This window comes from Burkholderia sp. 22313 (genome assembly GCF_052045245.1).
In the GTDB taxonomy this organism is placed as follows: domain Bacteria; phylum Pseudomonadota; class Gammaproteobacteria; order Burkholderiales; family Burkholderiaceae; genus Burkholderia.
In genome coordinates, this window is sequence record NZ_JBQEON010000056.1 from 15,370 (window position 1) to 33,416 (window position 18,047).

The following is an 18,047-nucleotide window of genomic DNA, read 5'->3' on the forward strand; positions in this document are numbered from 1 at the left end:
ATGGATACCGAAACAGTCCATGAAGCGGTCTCGCTCGCCGAGCGTGCGTACCGCATTCGCAGAAACGCCGTGCTGATGGGTGAAGTCCAGGGCCAGGGCTACGTCGGCCAGGCGCTCGACATTGCCGACGTGCTGGCCGTCGCGTACTTCGGCGCGATGCGCTACCGCCCGGACGATCCCGACTGGGAAGGGCGCGACCGCTTCCTGCTGTCGAACGGCCACTACGCGATCGCGCTGTACGCGGCGCTGTTCGAGGCGGGCATCCTGCCGGCCGACGAACTCGAAACCTACGGCAGCGACGACAGCCGGTTGCCGATGTCCGGAATGGCGAGCTACACGCCCGGCATGGAGATGTCAGGCGGTTCGCTCGGACAAGGCCTGACGATCGCGGTCGGCCGCTGTCTCGGCCTCAAACGCAACGGCTCGGAGGCATTCGTCTATACGCTCTTCTCGGACGGCGAGCTCGACGAAGGCGCGATCTGGGAAGGGTTGATGTCCGCCGCGCACTGGAAGCTCGACAACCTGATCGCGATCGTCGACGTGAACAACCAGCAGGCCGACGGTCCGTCGACGCAGATCATGGCGTTCGAGCCGCTGGTCGACAAGCTCGAAGCGTTCGGCTGGTACACGCAACGGGTGGACGGCAACGACATCGGCGCGGTGAAGCGCGCGTTCGACAAGGCGCGCCGGCATGACGAGCCGAAACCGCGCATCATCGTCTGCGACACGAAGATGGGGTGCGGCGTACCGTTCCTCGAAGCACGCGAGAAAAGCCATTTCATTCGCGTCGATGCGCACGAGTGGCAACTCGCGCTCGATGCACTCGAAGCCGGGAGACACGCATGAGTACCGTCGACAACAAGCCGCGCCTGAAGACTTCCGCGATGATCGCGTCCATCGCCGCCGAAGGGCAAGCGACCCGCGCCGCGCCGTTCGGCCATGCGCTCGCGAAGCTTGCGCGCACGAACGGCAACGTGATCGGCATGACGGCCGATCTCGGCAAGTACACCGACCTGCACGTCTTCGCGAAGGCATTTCCCGAGCGTTACTATCAGATGGGGATGGCCGAGCAACTGCTGATGGGGGCCGCCGCGGGGTTCGCGCACGAAGGCGCGCAGCCGTTCGTCACGACCTATGCGGTATTCGCGACGCGTCGCGCGTACGACTTCATCCATCAGGCGATCGCGGAGGACAATCTCGATGTGAAGCTGGTATGTGCATTGCCGGGCCTCACGACCGGTTACGGGCCGAGCCACCAGGCGGCCGAGGACCTGGCGTTGATGCGTGCAATGCCGAACATGACCGTGATCGATCCGTGCGATGCGCTGGACATCGAGCAGATGGTACCGGCGATTGCCGCGCACAAGGGCCCGGTATACGCCCGCCTGCTGCGCGGCAACGTGCCGGCCGTGCTCGACGAATACGACTACCGTTTCGAACTCGGCAAGGCCAAGCTGCTGCGGGACGGCAACGACGTGCTGCTGGTCTCGTCCGGGATCATGACGATGCGTTCGCTCGAGGTCGCGAAGGCACTTGAAGCGGACCGCATCGACGTCGCCGTGCTGCACGTGCCGACGATCAAGCCGCTGGATACGGAGACCATCGTTCGCGAGGCGGCGCGCAAGGGGCGCATGGTGATCGTCGCCGAAAATCATACGGTGATCGGCGGGCTCGGCGAAGCGGTGGCGACTGCGTTGCTTGCGGCTGGCGTTGCTGCGCCGTTCCGGCAGATCGGGCTGCCGGACGCGTACCTCGCCGCGGGAGCATTGCCGACGCTGCACGATCGTTACGGAATCTCGGCCGGCGCGATGCGGGCGAACATCAGGTCGTGGGTCGGATGATGGCTTGACGCCGGTCCGGTGGCGGATTCGGGCGCGCGCCGGCGGCTGCGAATCGCCACCTGATCGTATCGACGGCCCCGGAAACAAAAAAACCGCGAAGCCATGTGCTGTCGCGGTTTTTTGCAAATTTCCGAAACACGGTAAAAAACCGCATCTGGTGCCGACGGCGAGACTCGAACTCGCACAGCTTTCGCCACTACCCCCTCAAGATAGCGTGTCTACCAATTTCACCACGTCGGCACTTCGGTACTGCAAGGGGCGCAATTCTAGCGTCACATTGCGCGTTTGTGAAGGGGGCATGACACGATTGTCGGGCCGGCGCAGGCGATCCCGGTAAAATTCGTCGGATCGATCCGATGAGGATCGCCATTGCAACCCGCTTTCTCCCCGTGACGACGACCCTCGAACAATTGCAGGCCGGCCAGCTGTCGGGTGCCCGGCAACTCAAGCTCGCGTGCGGGCTCACCGAATTTCCGCGCGAAATCTTCGACCTGGCGGACACGCTCGAAGTGCTCGACCTGTCCGGCAATGCACTGTCCGCGCTGCCGGACGACCTGTCGCGGCTGCATCGCCTGCGCATCCTGTTCGCATCCGGCAATCAATTCACCGAATTTCCGGAAGTGCTTGGCACGTGTGCGCAACTCGACATGATCGGCTTCAAGGCGAACCGGATTCGCACGGTGCCGCGCGATTCGCTGCCGCGCGCGCTGCGCTGGCTGATCCTGACCGACAACGAAATCGACGCACTGCCCGCCGGGATCGGCCACTGTTCGCGCTTGCAGAAGCTGATGCTCGCGGGCAACCGGCTGCGGGCATTGCCGGCTGACATGGCCGCGTGCCGTTCGCTGGAGCTGGTGCGGCTGTCGGCGAACCGGCTCGATGCGCTGCCGGCGTGGCTGCTGCGCCTGCCGCGCCTCGCGTGGCTCGCGTCCGCCGGCAATCCGTTCGGCGCTGCACCGGAAGCTGCGGCGTCGGCCGAGCAGGGCGTCGCGAATATCGACTGGACGTCGCTTGCCTGCGAACAGAAACTCGGCGAAGGCGCATCGGGCGTGATCTACCGCGCGCAGTGGCGGCCGGAGGGTCAGGCGCCCCGAGCGGTCGCGGTCAAGCTGTTCAAGGGCGCGGTGACGAGCGACGGCCTGCCCGATTGCGAAATGGCCGCTTGCCTGCACGCCGGGCGCCATCCGAACATGATTCCGGTGATCGGCAAGGTGCACGGTCATCCGGACGGCATGCACGGCCTCGTGATGGAACTGGTCGATCCGGCGCTGACGAACCTCGCCGGGCCGCCGAGCTTCGCGTCCTGCACGCGTGACGTGTATGCGGACGATGCGCGGTTCGCGCCGGGCGACGCATCGCGGATCGCGTTCGGCATCGCGTCGGTCGCCGCGCATCTGCATGCGCGCGGCATCATGCACGGCGATCTCTATGCGCACAACATCCTGCACGACGGCGCGGGCGGCGCGCTGCTCGGCGATTTCGGGGCGGCATCGGTGTACGACGTGAGCGACCGCATGCACGCTGCGCGGCTCGAACGGCTGGAAGTCCGGGCGTTCGGTTATCTGCTCGGCGAGTTGCTGGCGAGGTGCGAGCCGCGTGCGCGGGAAGGTTCGGACGCACTGGAAACGCTGGTCGCCGCCTGTCTGAACGAGGCGATCGACGCGCGGCCGTCGTTCGGCGAGATCGTGGCGGTTCTGGCTGCGGCAAACGCCTGACGTGCGTTGACGGCGCCGCGCCGGGCAGCCGGCCGTCGCCGTGCGGCCGCTTACGCCTGCCGCGCGGTCAGCAACTTGATCCCCAGTCCGACGAACAGCAATCCGCTGGCGCGCTTCGCCACGCGTACGAACGGGCCGACACCGAAGCCGCGATGAAGCCGGCGCACACCGAACGAATAGACGCTGTGCACGACGACGACGGTGCAGGCGATCGTCGCGTACATCACGACGAATTGCAGCGCGAGCGGGCGATCGTGTGCGATGAACTGCGGCATGAATGCCGACAAGAAGATCATCGTCTTCGGATTGCTGCCCGACACGAACAGCGCTTCGCGGAACAGCTTCCGGCGGTGGGGCTCGACAATCGCCGGGTTGCCGTCGGGCGAACGTCGGCTGCGGTCGCCGCGCAGTTGCCGGATGCCCAGAAAGATCAGATACGCGGCGCCGACGATCTTCATCGCGACGAACAGCGGCGGCATGGCGGCGAGTGCCGCGCCGATGCCGAGCGCGACCAGCATGACCACCACGCCTTGCGCGACGAGATTGCCCGCGATCGTCGCGGCGGTGCCGCGCGTGCCGTAGCGCACCGCGTTGCGGATGACGAGCAGCACGTTGGGCCCCGGCGACAGCGTCGTCGCGAGATAGGCTGCGGCAAACAGCATCCAGGTCTGAATGGACATGCGGCGCTCCGGGAGGCGGGTTCTGCGGTCGGGATGATCCGTGCATGATGCCACGGCGGCGCGACTCATCCCGACGTTTCGCGTCAGCTCGCGTCGCGCATGCAGTATGCGGCGATCGACGACGACGCATCGACCGCGGCCGGCCGCGTCATCCAGGCGATCCATCCCGCCCATGACCCGCAGACGATCAGCACGGCGACATTCAGCGGTGTCCGGTAGCGGACGATCAGGCCGGCCAGCGACAAGCGTTCCTTGCTCATGTGCGTCTCCCTGGGGCGTTGCGTAGGCGGCGTTACTGGCCGGCGTACGACGGCGCCTTCGCGTCGCAGGTCACGGAGACGGTCGAGCCATCGGCGAAATGCAGCCGGAACGGCACCTTCGCGCCGGGCGCGACAGGCTGGCGCGGCTGCTCCAGCATCACGTGATAGCTTTTTGGCCTGAACGTCAGCGTGCCATGCGCGGGCACGTCGACCGCGTCGAGGTGGACCATCTTCGCGGTGCTGCCCGCCGTCTGCGTTTCGTGAATCATCGCCATCGCGAACGCGGGCGTATCGATGCCCGTGAGCGTGGCGGGCTTGTCGCCGTCGTTCTTCAGCGTGAAGTAGCCGGACGACGGCACCGTCGCCGGCATCGTGCGGATCCAGCACGCATCGGCCTGCACGGTCGCGGCCGCAAAGGTGACGGGGGCCTGCAGCGCCAGCAGCGCAAACAGCAGGCTGGTCGGAATCGAGCGTTTCATCGAGTGGTTTCCTGATCGAATAGGGAAGAGCGCCTCGCGGGCATCGTGTGCGTTACTTCACCGTGAACGTGTAGCGGCCTTGCGTGCGATGGCCGTCGCTCGCCACGGCGATCCACGCGACCGTGTACGTGCCGGCCGCGAGGTTCGCCAGCGCGACCTGCATCCGCTTCCGGTTGCCGGCGTCCACCGCGGATTTCCCGTCGTCGACCGACTGGCCGTGGCTGTCGGTGACGGCGATCGAACTGAATGCGGGTTCGAGCGTTTCGCTGAAGTCGATCGTGACCGCGTGCGGTGCGCTCGACAACGTGGCGTCGGCGGCCGGCTCGAGGGTTTTCGGGTGGGCGTGCGCATGCGCGGCCTGCGCGACGACGAAGCCGAGTGCGACGAGCGTGCCGCGGAGGAAAGCCGTGGTTTTCATGACGGGATAGTCCGATTGAGGATGGAAAGGAGAACGATTCATTCGGCGAGCGGCCGCGCGTTCGCGCACGTGCAACCGCCGAAGGCAGGCGAGCGCACGCACGGCACGATGCCGCAAGCAATACGGTCGGACAGGGTCGTCCTTCGAAACGTGACATGGCATGCACGCGCGTGGCGCGTGCGGACGGCGCGATGCGCTACGGCATCACGCGCGGTGGCGACGAATCAGGACGCGGCCGGTGGGGCGCGCGGTTGCGCGGCCGTGAGCGGCAGCGCGCGGCGCAGGCTTTCGAAGCGGGTTGCTTCGCGATGCTGGAGAGGATGAATGCTGGCCGCGAACGTCAGTTCGGGCGCGGGCAACGCAGGGGAGTGGGCAAGCAGGTTGCAATAGCCGCAAGCCTGCAGATGGGCCTGCAGGCTCTTCGACGACGAATCGCCGGCGTGGTCGCCACCAGCCGGCCCGGCCGTGCAGTAGCCGGCGAGCAGGGCGTCGACGCGGCCTTGCGTCGTCAGCGCCTGCGAGATCGTCGGCGCGAGCGTCGTCATCAGGATGGCGAGCATCCCGATCAGACTGACGATCTTTCGGAGACGACGACTCAGCATGCGATGCGCGGCGGCGTAGGGATCACGGTGGAGCGGATTATGCCATGCGCCCGCAGCGCAGGCATGCGGGCGCGTGCATACCGGGAATGACGCGTGTCGCGGGCGGGCGACGCGCTTACGCGTGCTTACGTGTGCTTACGCGTGTTTCGCCAGATACTTCGTGATCAGCATCATCTGTGCAGCCCACCCCTGATCGTTCATCTCGTGCGCCTTGGCGCGACGCGCCTCGATCAGCTGATCGAAACCTGTTTCGGTGACAGTCAGCCGCGTGCCGCCGTTCGCCTCCTCGAGCGCGAAGGTGACGAGCGTCATCGGCTCGGTTGTGTAATCGACGTTCGGATTGATCGCGAACGGGTGCCAGCGAAAGGAGAACAGTTGCTTCGGCTCGACGCGATCGACGACGATTTCGAACACGGCGCCCGCATAGGGCTCCTGCGCCTTGGCGACGTCGTCGTCGACGCGCGTCGGCGTGATGCGGCCGAACAGCGGCTGGCCGGCCACGAACGGGCCGTCGAAGGTCACGCCGAACCAGGTGCCGAATTCGCCGGCATTGCTGATGGCTTCCCACACGCGCGGCAGCGGCGCGGCGAGCACGGCTTGCTTCTCGATGCGATCGGTTGACTGGGTCATTTCGCTCTCCAGGCAGCATCATCGTTGCAGGGCGACGCGCGGCCGCGCGTCGCGTTCAGTCGATCATCGCCGCATCGGGCACGTCGAGCACGACATCCGACGTCGCGACGGCCACGCACGGCAGCGTATAGCCGTCGGCCTTTTCCTCGCGGCTCAGCCCCGGCCATTCGATCGTGTAGCGTACGCTGCCGCTGACAATCCTGCACAGGCAGCTGCGGCACGTGCCGTTGCGGCACGAGCGCGGCAGCCTGACGTTGGCGAACGCGGCGGCCTCGAGCAGCGTCAGCGAATCGGGGGCGTCGAACGTCGCGCCGAGCGGCTCGATGCGCACGAGAGGCGGGTGGTCGGGATCGGTCATGAGTCGAGGCGGGCGGCGCGGCGGCGGCAAGGCAAGGCAAGCGCCAAGCATACCCGAAGCCGTGTGCGGCCGGCGCCCGTCGGGCGGCCGGCCGAAGCGTCTCAGTGCCGGCGCAGGTAGCGGTACACGGTATTGCGCGCGAGCCCCAGCTCCCGCGCCGCGGCCGATACGTTGCCGCCGTGTCGCGCGAGCACGGCGTCGATCACCGCGGCCTGGTGGCTTTGCAGCGTCGTTGCTTCGCGCGTGTCGGCGGGTGCGGCTTCGGCCGTCGGCGCGTCGCCGCAGTCGAGCCAGAAATCATCGGGCAGGTGCGCGAGCGTGATTTCGGCTTCGTCCTCGGCGAGCATGCCGGCCGTGCGCAGCACGTTGGTCATTTGCCGCAGGTTGCCGGGCCAGCGGTGCCGCATGAACGCTTCGAGCACGTCGGTCGCGAGGCGGGTCGGCATCGGCTCGCTGCGCGCGAGCCGCGCGAGGATCCGCTCGACCAGCGCGGGCAGGTCGGTGCGCGCGGCGAGCGCCGGCAGCGTGACCGCCAGCCCGTTGATCCGGTAGAACAGGTCTTCGCGGAACGTGCCTTCGGCGATCATCGCGCGCAGGTCGCGGTGGGTCGCGCAGACGACGCGCACGTCGACCGGCACCGCGCGTGCGCCGCCGAGCGGCATCACCGCGCGCTCCTGCAGCACGCGCATCAGCCTGACCTGCTGCGCGAGCGGCATGTCGCCGATTTCGTCGAGAAACAGCGTGCCGCCGTCGGCCTGCGCGATCTTGCCGGGGCTGCCGCGTTTGCGCGCGCCGGTGAACGCACCGTCCTCATAGCCGAACAATTCGGCCTCGATCAGCGAATCCGGCAGCGCCGCGCAGTTGACCGCGACGAACGGGCCGTCCGCGCGCGGCGACGCCTGGTGCAGCGCCCGTGCGAGCCATTCCTTGCCGGTGCCGGTCTGGCCGAGGATCAGCAACGGCAGATCGCGCCCGCGGATCTTCGCGACGCGTTCGAGCACGGCGGCCATCCGCGCATCGCCGGTGTCGAGCGTCGCGAACGTGATCGCGTCGGGATCCGGCGCGCGCGTGCGCAACGCAGCGGGGGCGGGCGGCGCGACGGCGACGGCCGTCTTGTGCGCTTCCGCGAATTCGCAGCGTGCGAGCACGCGCACGCCGGTCGACAGCGTGAGGCGGAACGGTGCGCCGGGCGCGCGGGCCGCCTGCTGCGCGAGCTGGCCGAAGTGCATTCCGAACAGCGCATCGCAGCCTTGATGCTGCAATGTATTGAAGGTTGCGCCGAGCTGGAATTGTGCGCTGCGGTTCGCGGCGATCAGCCCGCCGTCGGGACCGAATGCGACGAGCCCGGCGAACAGCGAGTCGACGCAGTCCTCGTGTGCGTGAAAGCGCAGCCGCAGCGCCTCCGCGCACTGGTTCGCGAACAGGTGGTTCTCGATCAGCTGCGCGGACATCCGCACGAGCGCGAGCGTATGGGGGCTGAAGCCGCGCGGATCGCCGCTCACGTCGAGCGTGCCGAGCGTGCGGCCGAACGGGTCGACGATCGGCGCGCACGAGCAGGTGAGGATATGGTTCGCGCGCAGGAAATGTTCGGCGCCGTGCACGGCGACGGCCTGGCCCGACGCGAGTGCGGTGCCGATCGCGTTGGTGCCGCGTGCGCCTTCGGCCCACGACACGCCGGTGCACAGCGCGACGCGGTTGGCCTTCTCGATGAAGTCGGCGTCGCCGATGCTGTGGAGGATCACGCCGTCGGCGTCGGTGAGCAGCACGAGGCTTTGCGTGTCGGCGATCTGCGCGTGGAGGTTCTCCATCACGGGGCGCGCGTGCGCGAACAGTGCGTGGTTCGTGTCGAGCAGTTCGCGCAGCGCGAGTCGCGACAGCGGCGCGAAATCGGGACGCTCGTGCGCGCGCAGGCCGACCGCGGTCGAACGGGCATGCGCCTGCGCGAGCAGGTCGATGCGGCCCGCGGTGGCGGGCAGCACGAAAGATTGAGGCATGTCTTGTCTCCTGTCGGCCCCAGTTAGCGCTTTAGCGGTTACTGAGACCCCATGCTTCGCGGTCGGCCCCAGTTAGCGCCTTAGCGCTTACCGAGACCCCATGCTTCGCGGTCGGTCCGAGTTGACGCATTAGCGCTTGCCGGCGCCCCATGCTTCGCGGTCGAGCCGCCTTGACCCACCGCACCGCAGCATCCGCGCCGCGGCCCGCCGCCTTCGATATCGCCTCATCATACAAGCGCCGCGCGCGTTGTGCGACCGCGTACAAAAACCCCTTGCTTTTAAGCGCCCGCCTGCAATGATGGAAATGGAGCACGCACGCGCCGTGTTCCGCACCGCAACATGCATGCGACGCGACATGCATCCGTTCGGGAGACGCATCATGGTTCGGACGGAACTGAGAGTCGTGCTGGCGGCCATCGCCACCTTCATCATGCTCGGCGGCATCGCCGTCGCGATCCACGGCCTGCTGTTCGATCTGACCCGAGCGGTGCAATACGGCGCGGCCGCGATTGCGGTCGGTGCCACGACCGCCGCGATCTCGCTGAACATCTGGCCGACCGATCCGCACTGACGCCGTCCGGCAAACGGTGCCGGATGCCGCGCTGGTCAGATGAAATGCGCGTCGGAACGACGCACGTCGCAAAGTTTGCCTCCTGCGCGAAACCGTCTAAAGTGGAATGCAACCGGCATGCATTGTCCGCGCCATGACCACCGTGGTTCGTGCCTCTGCCGGCGAGCCCGCGTACATTTTCGTCCGGCCGGTAGCGGACGACGGACGCGGTCATTTGCTTTCTACCGGACGATAGGCGGCTCCCATGCAGATTCATTTCACGAATGAGAAGCCCGAATATTCGGGGCGCGACCTGATGCTTGGATTCATGGCGCTGGTCAATGGCGAGCGCGTCCAATGTCAGATCACCGCCGAGGCGCTGGAGGATCATTTCGGTGCGGCATCGCCGCGCTTCGAGGACATGGTCGGTGCGTACGATCAGCATCGCGAGCGTATCGAGGCGGCCGCCCGGCGGCTGCTGTCCGAGACGCGCGCGCAATGCGTGACGCTGCGCAGCGGCTACGTGCGCTTCTACGAGGCGAACTGGCGCTGAACCGGACGACCGGGCAGCGACGGAGCGGGCGCCGAATACCGGCGCCCGTGTCATAGGTACGTCTGACGCGGCGAGCGGCGGGCATGCGCGGCGCGGACGTTCGTGTGCGTACGTATCCGGCTTTCCCCGCTCTCCCGGCTCTCACGGCTCTAACCGGCCATCGCTCCTGTCCCGCGAGGCGATCGATCGCTTCGGATCACGTATCGTTTCCGTTGAACCCGATCGCCGCATCGCACATACCGGACCGGGAAACAACAACGCCACCCGAAGGTGGCGTTGTTGCATCGTGCCGCGCATCGACGCGCGAGCGTCATTCGCTGCCGAGATAGAAGAAGCGGAACAGGAACACGGCCGCGATGATCCACACGATCGGCTTGATCGTGCGGGCCTGGCCCGTCAGCAGCTTCAGGCCGCCGTATGCGATGAAGCCGAATGCGACGCCGTTCGCGATCGAGTACGTGAACGGCATCAGCAGCGCGGTCAGCGCGGCCGGCACGGCTTCGGTCGCATCGTCCCACGGCACGTCGGCCATCTCGCGCAGCATCAGGCACGACACGTACAGCAGCGCGGGTGCCGTCGCATAGCCCGGCACGACACCGGCGAGCGGCGCGATGAACAGGCACGCGAGGAACAGTACGGCGACGGTGATCGCCGTCACGCCGGTACGGCCGCCGGCCTGTACGCCCGACGCGCTTTCGATATACGCGGTGGTCGACGACGTGCCGAGCACCGAGCCCGCGACGATCGCGGTGCTGTCGGCGAGCAGCGCCTTGTTCAGGCGGTTCATCTTCCCTTCGACGAGCAGGCCCGCGCGGTTCGCGACGCCCATCAGCGTGCCGGTCGCATCGAACAGCTCGACGAGGAAGAACACGAGGATCACGTTGATGATGCCGGTCGACAGCGCGGCGCGGATGTCGAGCTTGAACAGCGTCGCGTCGATCGACGGGGGCGCGGAGAACACGCCGTGGAACTGGTTGTCGCCGAAGAAGAACGACAGGATCGTGACGCCGATGATGCCGATCAGGATCGCGCCGCGCACGCGCAGGTGGTCGAGCGTGACGATCGTGAAGAAGCCGATGATCGCGAGGATCGTGTCGTGCTTGTGCAGGTCGCCGAGCGTGACGAGCGTGGCCGGGTTGCCGACGATCACGCCCGACGTCTTCAGCGAGATGATGCCGAGGAACAGGCCGATGCCGGCGGTGATCGAGATGCGCAGCGATTTCGGAATGCCGTTGACGATCGCTTCGCGCACGCGGAACAGCGTGACGAGCAGGAACAGGCAGCCGGAGATGAACACCGCGCCGAGCGCGGCCTGCCACGTGAAGCCCATGCCCTTGACGACCGTGTACGCGAAATACGCGTTCAGGCCCATGCCGGGTGCGCAGGCGATCGGGTAGTTCGCGTACAGCCCCATGATGAGCGACGCCAGCGCCGCGACGAGGCAGGTCGCGACGAACACGGATTCCTTCGGCATGCCGGCGTCGCCGAGGATCGCGGGGTTGACGAAGATGATGTAGGCCATCGTCAGGAACGTGGTGACGCCCGCGAGTATTTCGGTGCGGAAGTCGGTGCCGGCTTCAGCGAAGCCGAAATACCGCTTGATGGATTCCATGAAGGCGTTTCTCCGGTCGGGTTGTCGTGTTGCTTGTTGTTTGGGCCGAATTGTTGTAAGGGCATCGCCAGGCCGGCCTACTGTAACCAGCCACTATTGTCAGTCTATCGGCGGATTGTAATAGCGCGGATAGCGCGGGCGATATAGTCGCGGGACACGATCGGCCGCGTTCGCGCGAACGGTCGGACAGGCCGGTCGCGCGACGAAGGCGCGCATTTTACCGGTTCGGACGAAGCGGGCGGGTGGAAACGATGGAAACGATTCGATTCCATGCGATTCCATTCGATTCGAGGGGGGCGGGCCGTATCGGTCGATGCGAACGCAACGGGATGACGCATGCGCGGCGCGCGGCCGAGACGATGTCATGCGATGACATGCGACTGCCATGGAGCATCCGCATGCTGGATGAATGCAGGGCCGGCGCAACGCCTGCGCGAACGCACCGAGCATGACGCGTGCGGCTGCGCGGCGGCGTGCCGCGGTCATTCGTCAGGCCAGGCGGTTTCAGATATCGGGCTATCGTGCGCCGAAGCCGTCCCGTCCGCAACTGTCATTTCGCGATGCAGGCGCGACTGTGGTTTCTGTGTAAAAGATTGCAAGACGTCATCGCGTAAACCGGCAAGTCTTTCTAGGATAGATACACCGCGCACACACGCCGGCCGGTTGTTGCCGACGCGGGGAAGTCGCAGTCCGTGCAGGCCAGGCGGTGAAGTGCGGTGACGGTCGTTGCGCATTCGGGCAGGCGCGACCGATTGCGATTGCCCGATGCGGGTTCGTCCGTAATCACGGAGGTCAGCATGTTGAACTGGATCAGCCGTTGGGCGATGCGGCACGCCCCGACGCCGGAAAAAACCGCTGCGTCGATGCTCGTGACGGCGCGTATGGAACTGTTCGCAGCCGAGCAGCGCGTCATCGATGCGAAATTACAAGCGGATTACTGGCGCACACGTGTGTCATTTCTCGAGGAGGTGCAGAAGCAAGGCATCGACCCGTGGGTGACCTCGCAGGCGGCGCAACGCCCCGACCTCGATTCCACGCCCCGCAGCACGGGCCCGCGTCTCGCCGCCAGCACCTGATGCATGCGATGCATGTAACGGTTGCGCACGGCGTGCGATCGCGCGCGGCACGCAGGTGCGTGCCGCGCCATTCGATGCGCACCTGCGACGCGTCGCGCCGCGGGTGCGTCCGTTTCCCGATGCGGTGATTGCGCGCGTGCCGGTCTCCCGTCGCGCGGGTTCGCGCATCGTCAATCCCTTCTTCGCCATCGTCCGACGAGCAAACGTTGCACTTGCGCGAGCGTGCGTCTGAACCATTCGCCGCGCCGCACATAGGCCGTCGTGAGCGACGCTTCGGCCGGCCGGTCGCCATCGGTGCCGAGCCAGATGCGATCGCCGCGCGCGATGCGCAGCACGTCGCCCGGTTGCACCCAGTAGTCGTCGACGCTCGGCGGACGCGTGATCCACAGCGGCGCGCCGTGCGCACGAATTTCCGTATCGCTCGGCGCGCGCCAGGTGAGGGTCGTGCGCGGCGCAACCGCGAAGCGGATCACGACGGTTGGTAACGTGATCGCGCCGGCGCGGCGCCGATCGGGACGGTCGAACAACGGGCTTGCCTGGTCCATCGTCTGCTCCATTCGTTGAGCCGGACGGATGACGCGCACCAGAACAAAAAGGCCTCATCCGTTTCCGGTGAGGCCTTGTGTGACATGCGTACTGCTCGGATGCTAACGCACAAGCGCCTCCCGTGATCCATTCTTTCGAATGTTCACCGGGCAATGATTCGCGATGGCGATGAGCTTGAACGTAGGCATGCGAACGAGTTTGTCGATGTCGTGCGGCGTTGTCAACGACTATTTTCGAGATACGTGGCGCGTCACGCGTCGCGCCGTGCGAGGCCGTTCACGAGCAGTTCGGACAGCAGGCCCGTCATCCCGTTCGGATGCGTGGCGGCACGGGCCTTCAGTTGTTCGACGAGGTCGGCGTTGAGCTTGCACGCGAACGGCACGAGGCCCTGTTCCTGGTCGAGCTTGCGCTGCGCGCGGCGATCGAGCTTCGCCGCTTCGTCGGCGCCCTTGCCGAAGCGCGCGGAGCTCGACTGCTTCAGCGCGTGCGTCAGCTTGAGCGCCTTGTTCTTTTCTAGATCGGTTTTCTTCATGGCCATCGCGGCACCTCCGGGAAATGAAGCCGCGATTGTACGCATTTCGGCGGGCGCCGCCCGCCGAGGCCGTGACAAATCCGCCGGCGGCCTCGCTCGAGCAGCCGCTCACGCGCCCTTCGTCGTGCCCCAGTTGCCGCCGTGCGCGGCCGCCTGCGCGGCCGGCGAGCGCGCCAGATACGCGAGCGCCTGCTCGGTCGAGCCTTCGTGGTGCGGCGTATAGCCCGGCTTGAAATAGCGCAGCGCCGCGCCGATCACCTTCCAGAACGACGGCAGATGGCCACGCCGCGAACCCTTCCACCACGCGAGCGCGAAACCGGGGTAGCGGCCGGCGGCCGGGTCGCGCCGGTACATGAACTTCGCGCCGGTCGTGATGAAGTACAGCAGCAGCACGATCACGAACGCCATGTGCACGCAGCGCTCCGGATAGTTGCCGCCCATGTGGTTGTAGATGTCGAACGCGACGGTCCGGTGCTCGACTTCCTCCGCGCCGTGCCAGCGCAGCAGGTCGACCATCGTCGGGTCGGCCCGGCCTTCGTCGAGCCCGTGCGCGTTGAGCACCCAGTTGCCGAGATAGCCGAAGAAATGTTCGAGCGACGCGATCACCGCGAGCTGCTGCCGCAGCCAGAAGCGCGTGTGGCCGATCTTCAGCCCGAACGGCGCGTCGCCCAGCACGCGCGTGAACAGCCAGTTCAGCTTCTGCGTGAACGGTTTCGTGTCGATCCCGTGCCGGTCGTAGTAGTGCTTGAGCACGCCGCCGTGCGAGCGCGAATGCACGGCTTCCTGGCGCAGGAAGCCTTCGGCTTCGTCGTGCAGGCGCGCATCGGTGATGTGCGGCAGCGCCTTGTTGTACACGCGGCAGAACCACAGCTCGCCTTCCGGGAACAGCAGGTTCAGCGTGTTGATGATGTGCGTGCTGCCCGGGTCGTCCGGCACCCAGGTGATCGGCGTGTCGCTGAAGTCGAACTTCACGTGCCGGGCCTTGATCTTGTGATATTCGGCGGTAGCGGTCATCTGTGTCTCCGTTCCTGTGCGGCGCGCCGCGCCGTCAATGCGATGCCATGCTGATGCGGGCGAGCAGCCGGCCGAGCCACGGCATGAAGCGGCCGACGAAGCGCATGGCATGCGCCTCGGCACCCACGGCCACGACCGGCCGGTTGCGCAGCACGCCGTCGACCATCGCCTGCGCGACGGTTTCCGGCTTCAGGCCGCGCATCTGGTACAGCCGCGTCGCGCGTTTGCGCAGCCGTGCCTCGTCCTGGGCGTTGGCGCCTGCGTATTGCGTCGACGCCATGATTCCCGTTTCCGCGAAACCCGGGCACACGGCCGTCACGCCGATGCCTTGCCCGGCAAGTTCCGCGCGCATGCATTCGCTGAGCATCAGCACGACGGCCTTCGTCGTCGCATACGCGGGCAGGTCGCGCGACGGCCCGAACGCGGCGGCCGACGCGGTGTTGACGATGTGGCCGCCGGTGCCGCGCGCGACCATCTGCTGCGCGAACAGGCGCGAGCCGTGGATCACGCCCCACAGGTTCACGTGCAGGATGCGCTCCCAGTGTCGTGCGCTCGTGTCCAGAATGCCGCCGGCCATGCCGATGCCCGCGTTGTTGATCACGACGTCCGCGCCGCCGAGGGCATTGCCGACCCAGGTCGCGAGCGCTTCCATCTCGTCGGCGGAGCCGACGTCCACGCGTTTCGCATGCGCGGTCGCGCCGGTCAGCCCGAGCAGCAGCGCGGTGCGCTCGGCACTCGGGAGATCGATGTCGCACGCGACGACCGTCGCGCCTTCGCGAGCGAAGGCGAGCGCCGCGCAGCGGCCGATGCCGCTGCCCGCGCCGGTGACGACCGCGACCTTGCCGCTGAAGCGGCCGCTGGTGGCGCGGCGGCGCGCGTTTGCGAGCGCGGGCGGCTCGTCGCCCGATTCGACCGAATCGATCAGTTGTTCGGCGAGGCCCGCGAAGCGCGCGGGATCGGCGAGCGGCAGCCAGTGGCCGGCCGCGACTTCGCGGCGGTAGTACTGCGGCACCCAGCGCGACAGGTTCTCGGACAGCGCCGGGCTCACGTACTTGTCGCCGAGCGGCACGATCGTCTGCACCGGTGCGTGCGCGTAGCGCTCGCGCGGCGCGAACAGGCAGCGGATGAAGTTCGCGCGATAGAGGCGCACGCCGCGCGCGCCGTCGTCGGCCTGCGTCGCGCGCGCGGCCGCCGGCGTTTTCTCGACCCGGCGCAGCAGGCCCGGCCACGCGCGGCCGAGCCACAGCCGCCAGCCGAGTTCGGGGACGAACGGCAGGTGGAACAGGACCACGTACCACGAGCGCACGAGCTGGCCGCCGAGCCTGGCCAGCGACGCGGGCGTCGGGCGCAGCACGCGTTCGCGCAGCCAGAAGCCGACGTGGTCGAGGCACGGCCCCGAGCACGACGTGTACGACGCGATGCGGCCGGCGAGGCGCGGATCCGTGACGAATTCCCAGCCCTGGATCGAGCCCCAGTCGTGCGCGATCAGGTGCACCGCGCGGCCGGGGCAGAGCGTGTCGATCACGGCGACGAAGTCGTCGGTCAGCTTCGCGAGGTGGTAGTCGGCCGTGCGCTTCGGTGCGCCGGACAGGCCCGCGCCGCGCACGTCGTACGCGATCACGTAGTGCTTGCGCGCGAGCAGCGGCGCGACTTGCTGCCAGACGCTGCTGTCGTCGGGGTAGCCGTGCACGAGCACGACCGGCGAGCGGGCCGGGTCGCCCCAGGTCCTGACCGCGAGCGTCAGGTCGCCGGAGGCGACGGCCGTCTCGCTGTGAACCGATTCGAACAGGGCCAGCGGCGCTTCGTCGGAAAGAGGCTGCATCGTGAGTCCGTCGTTCTGGGATTCGGGAGGAAGGCGCGACGCGGTGCGCGTCAGGCGGCGGCCGGCACGTGCGCGACGGCCGGCGTGCGTTCGGCCTGGCGGCGCTGCCAGCGGCGCACGTGCGGCAGGTCGTCGTCGAGCCAGTACGCGTCGTCGTCGGTGATCACCAGCAGTTCCTCGAATTTGGCGCCGACGCCGGCGAAGCCGAGATGCGGCTCGACGGCCCACAGGCCCGGCACGGGCGCGTGTTCGGAGCGGCGGTCGATCGACCACAGCGGCGACCAGCCCTGCTGCTTCGCCGCGCGGCCCTGATCGAGCAGCAGGTTGCGCGTCGCGTTCAGCCCGAAGCGCGCGACGAAGCGCGGCTTCGACAGCTTGTGGATCCTTGCGACGCGATGCGCGAGCACCTTGAACGGATAGGCCTTGTGGCGCGGCTCGACGCCCTGGCGGCGGCACAGCGCGTCGACCGCCTGCGCGACTTCGGCCATCGGACGGCGCGCCTTCACGAGCTGCACGATCAGGTCGCGGTGGTCCATCAGGTCGTCCTGCAACTGCTCGAGGATCGGGTTGTGGCCGAGGCAGTGCGCATAGCCGACGTCCGCGACGACGCCGTCGAGCACGGGCGCGACGTCGAGGATCACGGGCATGTCGGTTTCGAGCTGGCGGTTGCTCGGGAAGAACGCGAGGTTGAAGCCGCCCAGGTGTTTGAGGCCGGAGAAGCCTTCGAATGCGGTGCGGTCGCCGAACCACGCGAACGGCTTGTGCAGCCAGTCGTGCACGCCGTTGTCCTGCAGCCATTCGGTCAGCAGGCGCGCGGCTTCCTTCTCGGTGATGCCGGGGTAGAGCATCGCGCCGACGGTCTCGACGCAGCGGTAGGCAAGCTGCTGGACCGCGCGGAATTGCGGCAGCTCGTCGAGGTGGACTTCCGGCAGCGGGTGGTCGGCCATGATGCGTCTCCAGGGGTGGGCGCTGATCCGGAATGAGGCGGCCGGCGTCGCCGTCGCGGGTTATTCAGTCAGCATTTAATGTGTCATTGAATGATGTAACGATCATAGACGGTTCCGCGCGTTCGGACGTGAGGATTTGTCCTAATGGAAGGGGGAAATGGAGGGAGGGCTCTAGGGCCTGTTCACGCTAATAACGGGCTTGCGAACGTGCCTTTCCGCCCGCAGGGCAAGGAGAGAGGAGGCGCAATAGCCGTAGCTATTGCAACGACGAACGACGCCGCAATGCGGGCGGAAAGGCACGTTCCCCTGTTTGGAAGAAAATCATTCGTGGGGCTGGCCCCCAGAAGGGCCGATCGCGGCGTCATGCGCCTCGCGAATACGTCGAGTATTCGCTTCGTCGCATTCCTTGCGCTCGGCC

General features: G+C 67.2%; 20 protein-coding genes and 1 tRNA gene. 6 read left to right on the forward strand and 15 right to left on the reverse strand.

Annotated elements, in window-relative coordinates:
- Both ACTJKF_RS30075 and ACTJKF_RS30080 read left to right on the forward strand, forming a co-directional pair.
- Entirely contained in the window at positions 1-846 is an 846-nt protein-coding gene (locus ACTJKF_RS30075) for a transketolase (RefSeq protein WP_440628641.1), read from the forward strand.
- The gene (locus tag ACTJKF_RS30080) at positions 843-1,841 is read left to right on the forward strand and encodes a transketolase family protein (RefSeq protein WP_440628643.1); all 999 of its coding nucleotides are present in this window, start codon (positions 843-845) and stop codon (positions 1,839-1,841) included. Before ACTJKF_RS30075 ends, ACTJKF_RS30080 begins: the two co-directional genes overlap by 4 nt.
- Before the next feature lie 155 nt (positions 1,842-1,996).
- Here ACTJKF_RS30080 and ACTJKF_RS30085 read toward each other — a convergent pair.
- Positions 1,997-2,081: transfer RNA gene (locus ACTJKF_RS30085), tRNA-Leu, on the reverse strand.
- Positions 2,082-2,230: 149 nt separating this feature from the next.
- On the opposite strand from ACTJKF_RS30085, the gene ACTJKF_RS30090 reads away from it, so the two are divergent.
- A complete protein-coding gene (locus ACTJKF_RS30090; protein WP_440628671.1) occupies positions 2,231-3,556 on the forward strand; it encodes a leucine-rich repeat-containing protein kinase family protein in 1,326 nt (441 codons plus the stop codon).
- A gap of 50 nt (positions 3,557-3,606) precedes the next feature.
- On the opposite strand, the gene ACTJKF_RS30095 is transcribed toward ACTJKF_RS30090, so the two are convergent.
- The 8 genes from ACTJKF_RS30095 to ACTJKF_RS30130 all read right to left on the reverse strand — a co-directional run bounded on the left by ACTJKF_RS30095 (position 3,607) and on the right by ACTJKF_RS30130 (position 8,977).
- Positions 3,607-4,236 carry a LysE family translocator gene (locus ACTJKF_RS30095; RefSeq protein ID WP_440628645.1) on the reverse strand — a complete coding sequence of 210 codons (630 nt, stop codon included), beginning with the start codon at positions 4,234-4,236 and terminating at the stop codon, positions 3,607-3,609.
- 83 nt (positions 4,237-4,319) lie between these two features.
- A complete protein-coding gene (locus ACTJKF_RS30100) occupies positions 4,320-4,496 on the reverse strand; it encodes a hypothetical protein (RefSeq protein ID WP_440628646.1) in 177 nt (58 codons plus the stop codon).
- A gap of 32 nt (positions 4,497-4,528) precedes the next feature.
- Positions 4,529-4,975: a copper chaperone PCu(A)C gene (locus tag ACTJKF_RS30105; protein WP_440628648.1), complete on the reverse strand. Its 447-nt coding sequence runs from the start codon at positions 4,973-4,975 to the stop codon at positions 4,529-4,531.
- Between the two features lie 52 nt (positions 4,976-5,027).
- Positions 5,028-5,393 carry a copper homeostasis periplasmic binding protein CopC gene (gene copC / locus ACTJKF_RS30110; protein WP_440628650.1) on the reverse strand — a complete coding sequence of 122 codons (366 nt, stop codon included), beginning with the start codon at positions 5,391-5,393 and terminating at the stop codon, positions 5,028-5,030.
- 224 nt (positions 5,394-5,617) lie between these two features.
- The gene (locus tag ACTJKF_RS30115; protein WP_440628652.1) at positions 5,618-5,995 is read right to left on the reverse strand and encodes a DUF2946 domain-containing protein; all 378 of its coding nucleotides are present in this window, start codon (positions 5,993-5,995) and stop codon (positions 5,618-5,620) included.
- Positions 5,996-6,130: 135 nt separating this feature from the next.
- Positions 6,131-6,625 (reverse strand): SRPBCC family protein, encoded by a 495-nt coding sequence (locus tag ACTJKF_RS30120; protein WP_440628654.1) that lies wholly within the window; start codon positions 6,623-6,625, stop codon positions 6,131-6,133.
- 55 nt (positions 6,626-6,680) lie between these two features.
- Entirely contained in the window at positions 6,681-6,983 is a 303-nt protein-coding gene (locus ACTJKF_RS30125; protein WP_440628655.1) for a 2Fe-2S iron-sulfur cluster-binding protein, read from the reverse strand.
- 101 nt (positions 6,984-7,084) lie between these two features.
- Positions 7,085-8,977: a sigma-54-dependent Fis family transcriptional regulator gene (locus ACTJKF_RS30130; protein ID WP_440628656.1), complete on the reverse strand. Its 1,893-nt coding sequence runs from the start codon at positions 8,975-8,977 to the stop codon at positions 7,085-7,087.
- 379 nt (positions 8,978-9,356) lie between these two features.
- Here ACTJKF_RS30130 and ACTJKF_RS30135 point away from each other — a divergent pair, with 379 nt between their 5' ends.
- Both ACTJKF_RS30135 and ACTJKF_RS30140 read left to right on the forward strand, forming a co-directional pair.
- Positions 9,357-9,548, forward strand: coding sequence for a DUF2964 family protein (locus tag ACTJKF_RS30135; RefSeq protein WP_440628658.1), 192 nt, complete (start codon positions 9,357-9,359; stop codon positions 9,546-9,548).
- A gap of 244 nt (positions 9,549-9,792) precedes the next feature.
- Positions 9,793-10,080: a DUF1488 domain-containing protein gene (locus ACTJKF_RS30140; RefSeq protein WP_096501666.1), complete on the forward strand. Its 288-nt coding sequence runs from the start codon at positions 9,793-9,795 to the stop codon at positions 10,078-10,080.
- Between the two features lie 310 nt (positions 10,081-10,390).
- On the opposite strand, the gene ACTJKF_RS30145 is transcribed toward ACTJKF_RS30140, so the two are convergent.
- The gene (locus ACTJKF_RS30145) at positions 10,391-11,692 is read right to left on the reverse strand and encodes an NCS2 family permease (protein WP_440628660.1); all 1,302 of its coding nucleotides are present in this window, start codon (positions 11,690-11,692) and stop codon (positions 10,391-10,393) included.
- A 797-nt stretch (positions 11,693-12,489) separates the two neighbouring features.
- On the opposite strand from ACTJKF_RS30145, the gene ACTJKF_RS30150 reads away from it, so the two are divergent.
- A complete protein-coding gene (locus ACTJKF_RS30150) occupies positions 12,490-12,768 on the forward strand; it encodes a hypothetical protein (protein WP_006480752.1) in 279 nt (92 codons plus the stop codon).
- Between the two features lie 170 nt (positions 12,769-12,938).
- Here ACTJKF_RS30150 and ACTJKF_RS30155 read toward each other — a convergent pair whose 3' ends face one another.
- From ACTJKF_RS30155 to ACTJKF_RS30175, 5 genes are all read right to left on the reverse strand, one after another.
- The gene (locus ACTJKF_RS30155; RefSeq protein ID WP_440628662.1) at positions 12,939-13,313 is read right to left on the reverse strand and encodes a DUF2917 domain-containing protein; all 375 of its coding nucleotides are present in this window, start codon (positions 13,311-13,313) and stop codon (positions 12,939-12,941) included.
- Between the two features lie 251 nt (positions 13,314-13,564).
- Complete coding sequence (locus tag ACTJKF_RS30160; protein WP_440628664.1) at positions 13,565-13,852, reverse strand: hypothetical protein; 288 nt, start codon at positions 13,850-13,852, stop codon at positions 13,565-13,567.
- Between the two features lie 102 nt (positions 13,853-13,954).
- Complete coding sequence (locus tag ACTJKF_RS30165) at positions 13,955-14,860, reverse strand: metal-dependent hydrolase (RefSeq protein WP_440628666.1); 906 nt, start codon at positions 14,858-14,860, stop codon at positions 13,955-13,957.
- Between the two features lie 34 nt (positions 14,861-14,894).
- A complete protein-coding gene (locus tag ACTJKF_RS30170) occupies positions 14,895-16,682 on the reverse strand; it encodes an SDR family oxidoreductase (protein ID WP_440628667.1) in 1,788 nt (595 codons plus the stop codon).
- 50 nt (positions 16,683-16,732) lie between these two features.
- On the reverse strand, positions 16,733-17,629 hold the full coding sequence (locus tag ACTJKF_RS30175; RefSeq protein WP_440628669.1) for a M24 family metallopeptidase: 897 nt from the start codon (positions 17,627-17,629) through the stop codon (positions 16,733-16,735).
- Positions 17,630-18,047 lie beyond the last annotated feature (418 nt).

Excerpts from the sequence above, each read along its gene's own strand:
- ACTJKF_RS30120 (WP_440628654.1), bottom strand. The coding sequence starts at position 6,625 with ATGACCCAGTCAACCGATCGCATCGAGAAGCAAGCCGTGCTCGCCGCG.
- ACTJKF_RS30105 (WP_440628648.1), bottom strand. The coding sequence starts at position 4,975 with ATGAAACGCTCGATTCCGACCAGCCTGCTGTTTGCGCTGCTGGCGCTG.
- ACTJKF_RS30165 (WP_440628666.1), bottom strand. The coding sequence starts at position 14,860 with ATGACCGCTACCGCCGAATATCACAAGATCAAGGCCCGGCACGTGAAG.
- ACTJKF_RS30145 (WP_440628660.1), bottom strand. The coding sequence starts at position 11,692 with ATGGAATCCATCAAGCGGTATTTCGGCTTCGCTGAAGCCGGCACCGAC.
- copC (WP_440628650.1), bottom strand. The coding sequence starts at position 5,393 with ATGAAAACCACGGCTTTCCTCCGCGGCACGCTCGTCGCACTCGGCTTC.
- ACTJKF_RS30125 (WP_440628655.1), bottom strand. The coding sequence starts at position 6,983 with ATGACCGATCCCGACCACCCGCCTCTCGTGCGCATCGAGCCGCTCGGC.
- ACTJKF_RS30100 (WP_440628646.1), bottom strand. The coding sequence starts at position 4,496 with ATGAGCAAGGAACGCTTGTCGCTGGCCGGCCTGATCGTCCGCTACCGG.
- ACTJKF_RS30155 (WP_440628662.1), bottom strand. The coding sequence starts at position 13,313 with ATGGACCAGGCAAGCCCGTTGTTCGACCGTCCCGATCGGCGCCGCGCC.
- ACTJKF_RS30135 (WP_440628658.1), top strand. The coding sequence starts at position 9,357 with ATGGTTCGGACGGAACTGAGAGTCGTGCTGGCGGCCATCGCCACCTTC.
- ACTJKF_RS30080 (WP_440628643.1), top strand. The coding sequence starts at position 843 with ATGAGTACCGTCGACAACAAGCCGCGCCTGAAGACTTCCGCGATGATC.
- ACTJKF_RS30160 (WP_440628664.1), bottom strand. The coding sequence starts at position 13,852 with ATGGCCATGAAGAAAACCGATCTAGAAAAGAACAAGGCGCTCAAGCTG.
- ACTJKF_RS30150 (WP_006480752.1), top strand. The coding sequence starts at position 12,490 with ATGTTGAACTGGATCAGCCGTTGGGCGATGCGGCACGCCCCGACGCCG.
- ACTJKF_RS30170 (WP_440628667.1), bottom strand. The coding sequence starts at position 16,682 with ATGCAGCCTCTTTCCGACGAAGCGCCGCTGGCCCTGTTCGAATCGGTT.
- ACTJKF_RS30130 (WP_440628656.1), bottom strand. The coding sequence starts at position 8,977 with ATGCCTCAATCTTTCGTGCTGCCCGCCACCGCGGGCCGCATCGACCTG.
- ACTJKF_RS30115 (WP_440628652.1), bottom strand. The coding sequence starts at position 5,995 with ATGCTGAGTCGTCGTCTCCGAAAGATCGTCAGTCTGATCGGGATGCTC.
- ACTJKF_RS30175 (WP_440628669.1), bottom strand. The coding sequence starts at position 17,629 with ATGGCCGACCACCCGCTGCCGGAAGTCCACCTCGACGAGCTGCCGCAA.
- ACTJKF_RS30075 (WP_440628641.1), top strand. The coding sequence starts at position 1 with ATGGATACCGAAACAGTCCATGAAGCGGTCTCGCTCGCCGAGCGTGCG.
- ACTJKF_RS30140 (WP_096501666.1), top strand. The coding sequence starts at position 9,793 with ATGCAGATTCATTTCACGAATGAGAAGCCCGAATATTCGGGGCGCGAC.
- ACTJKF_RS30095 (WP_440628645.1), bottom strand. The coding sequence starts at position 4,236 with ATGTCCATTCAGACCTGGATGCTGTTTGCCGCAGCCTATCTCGCGACG.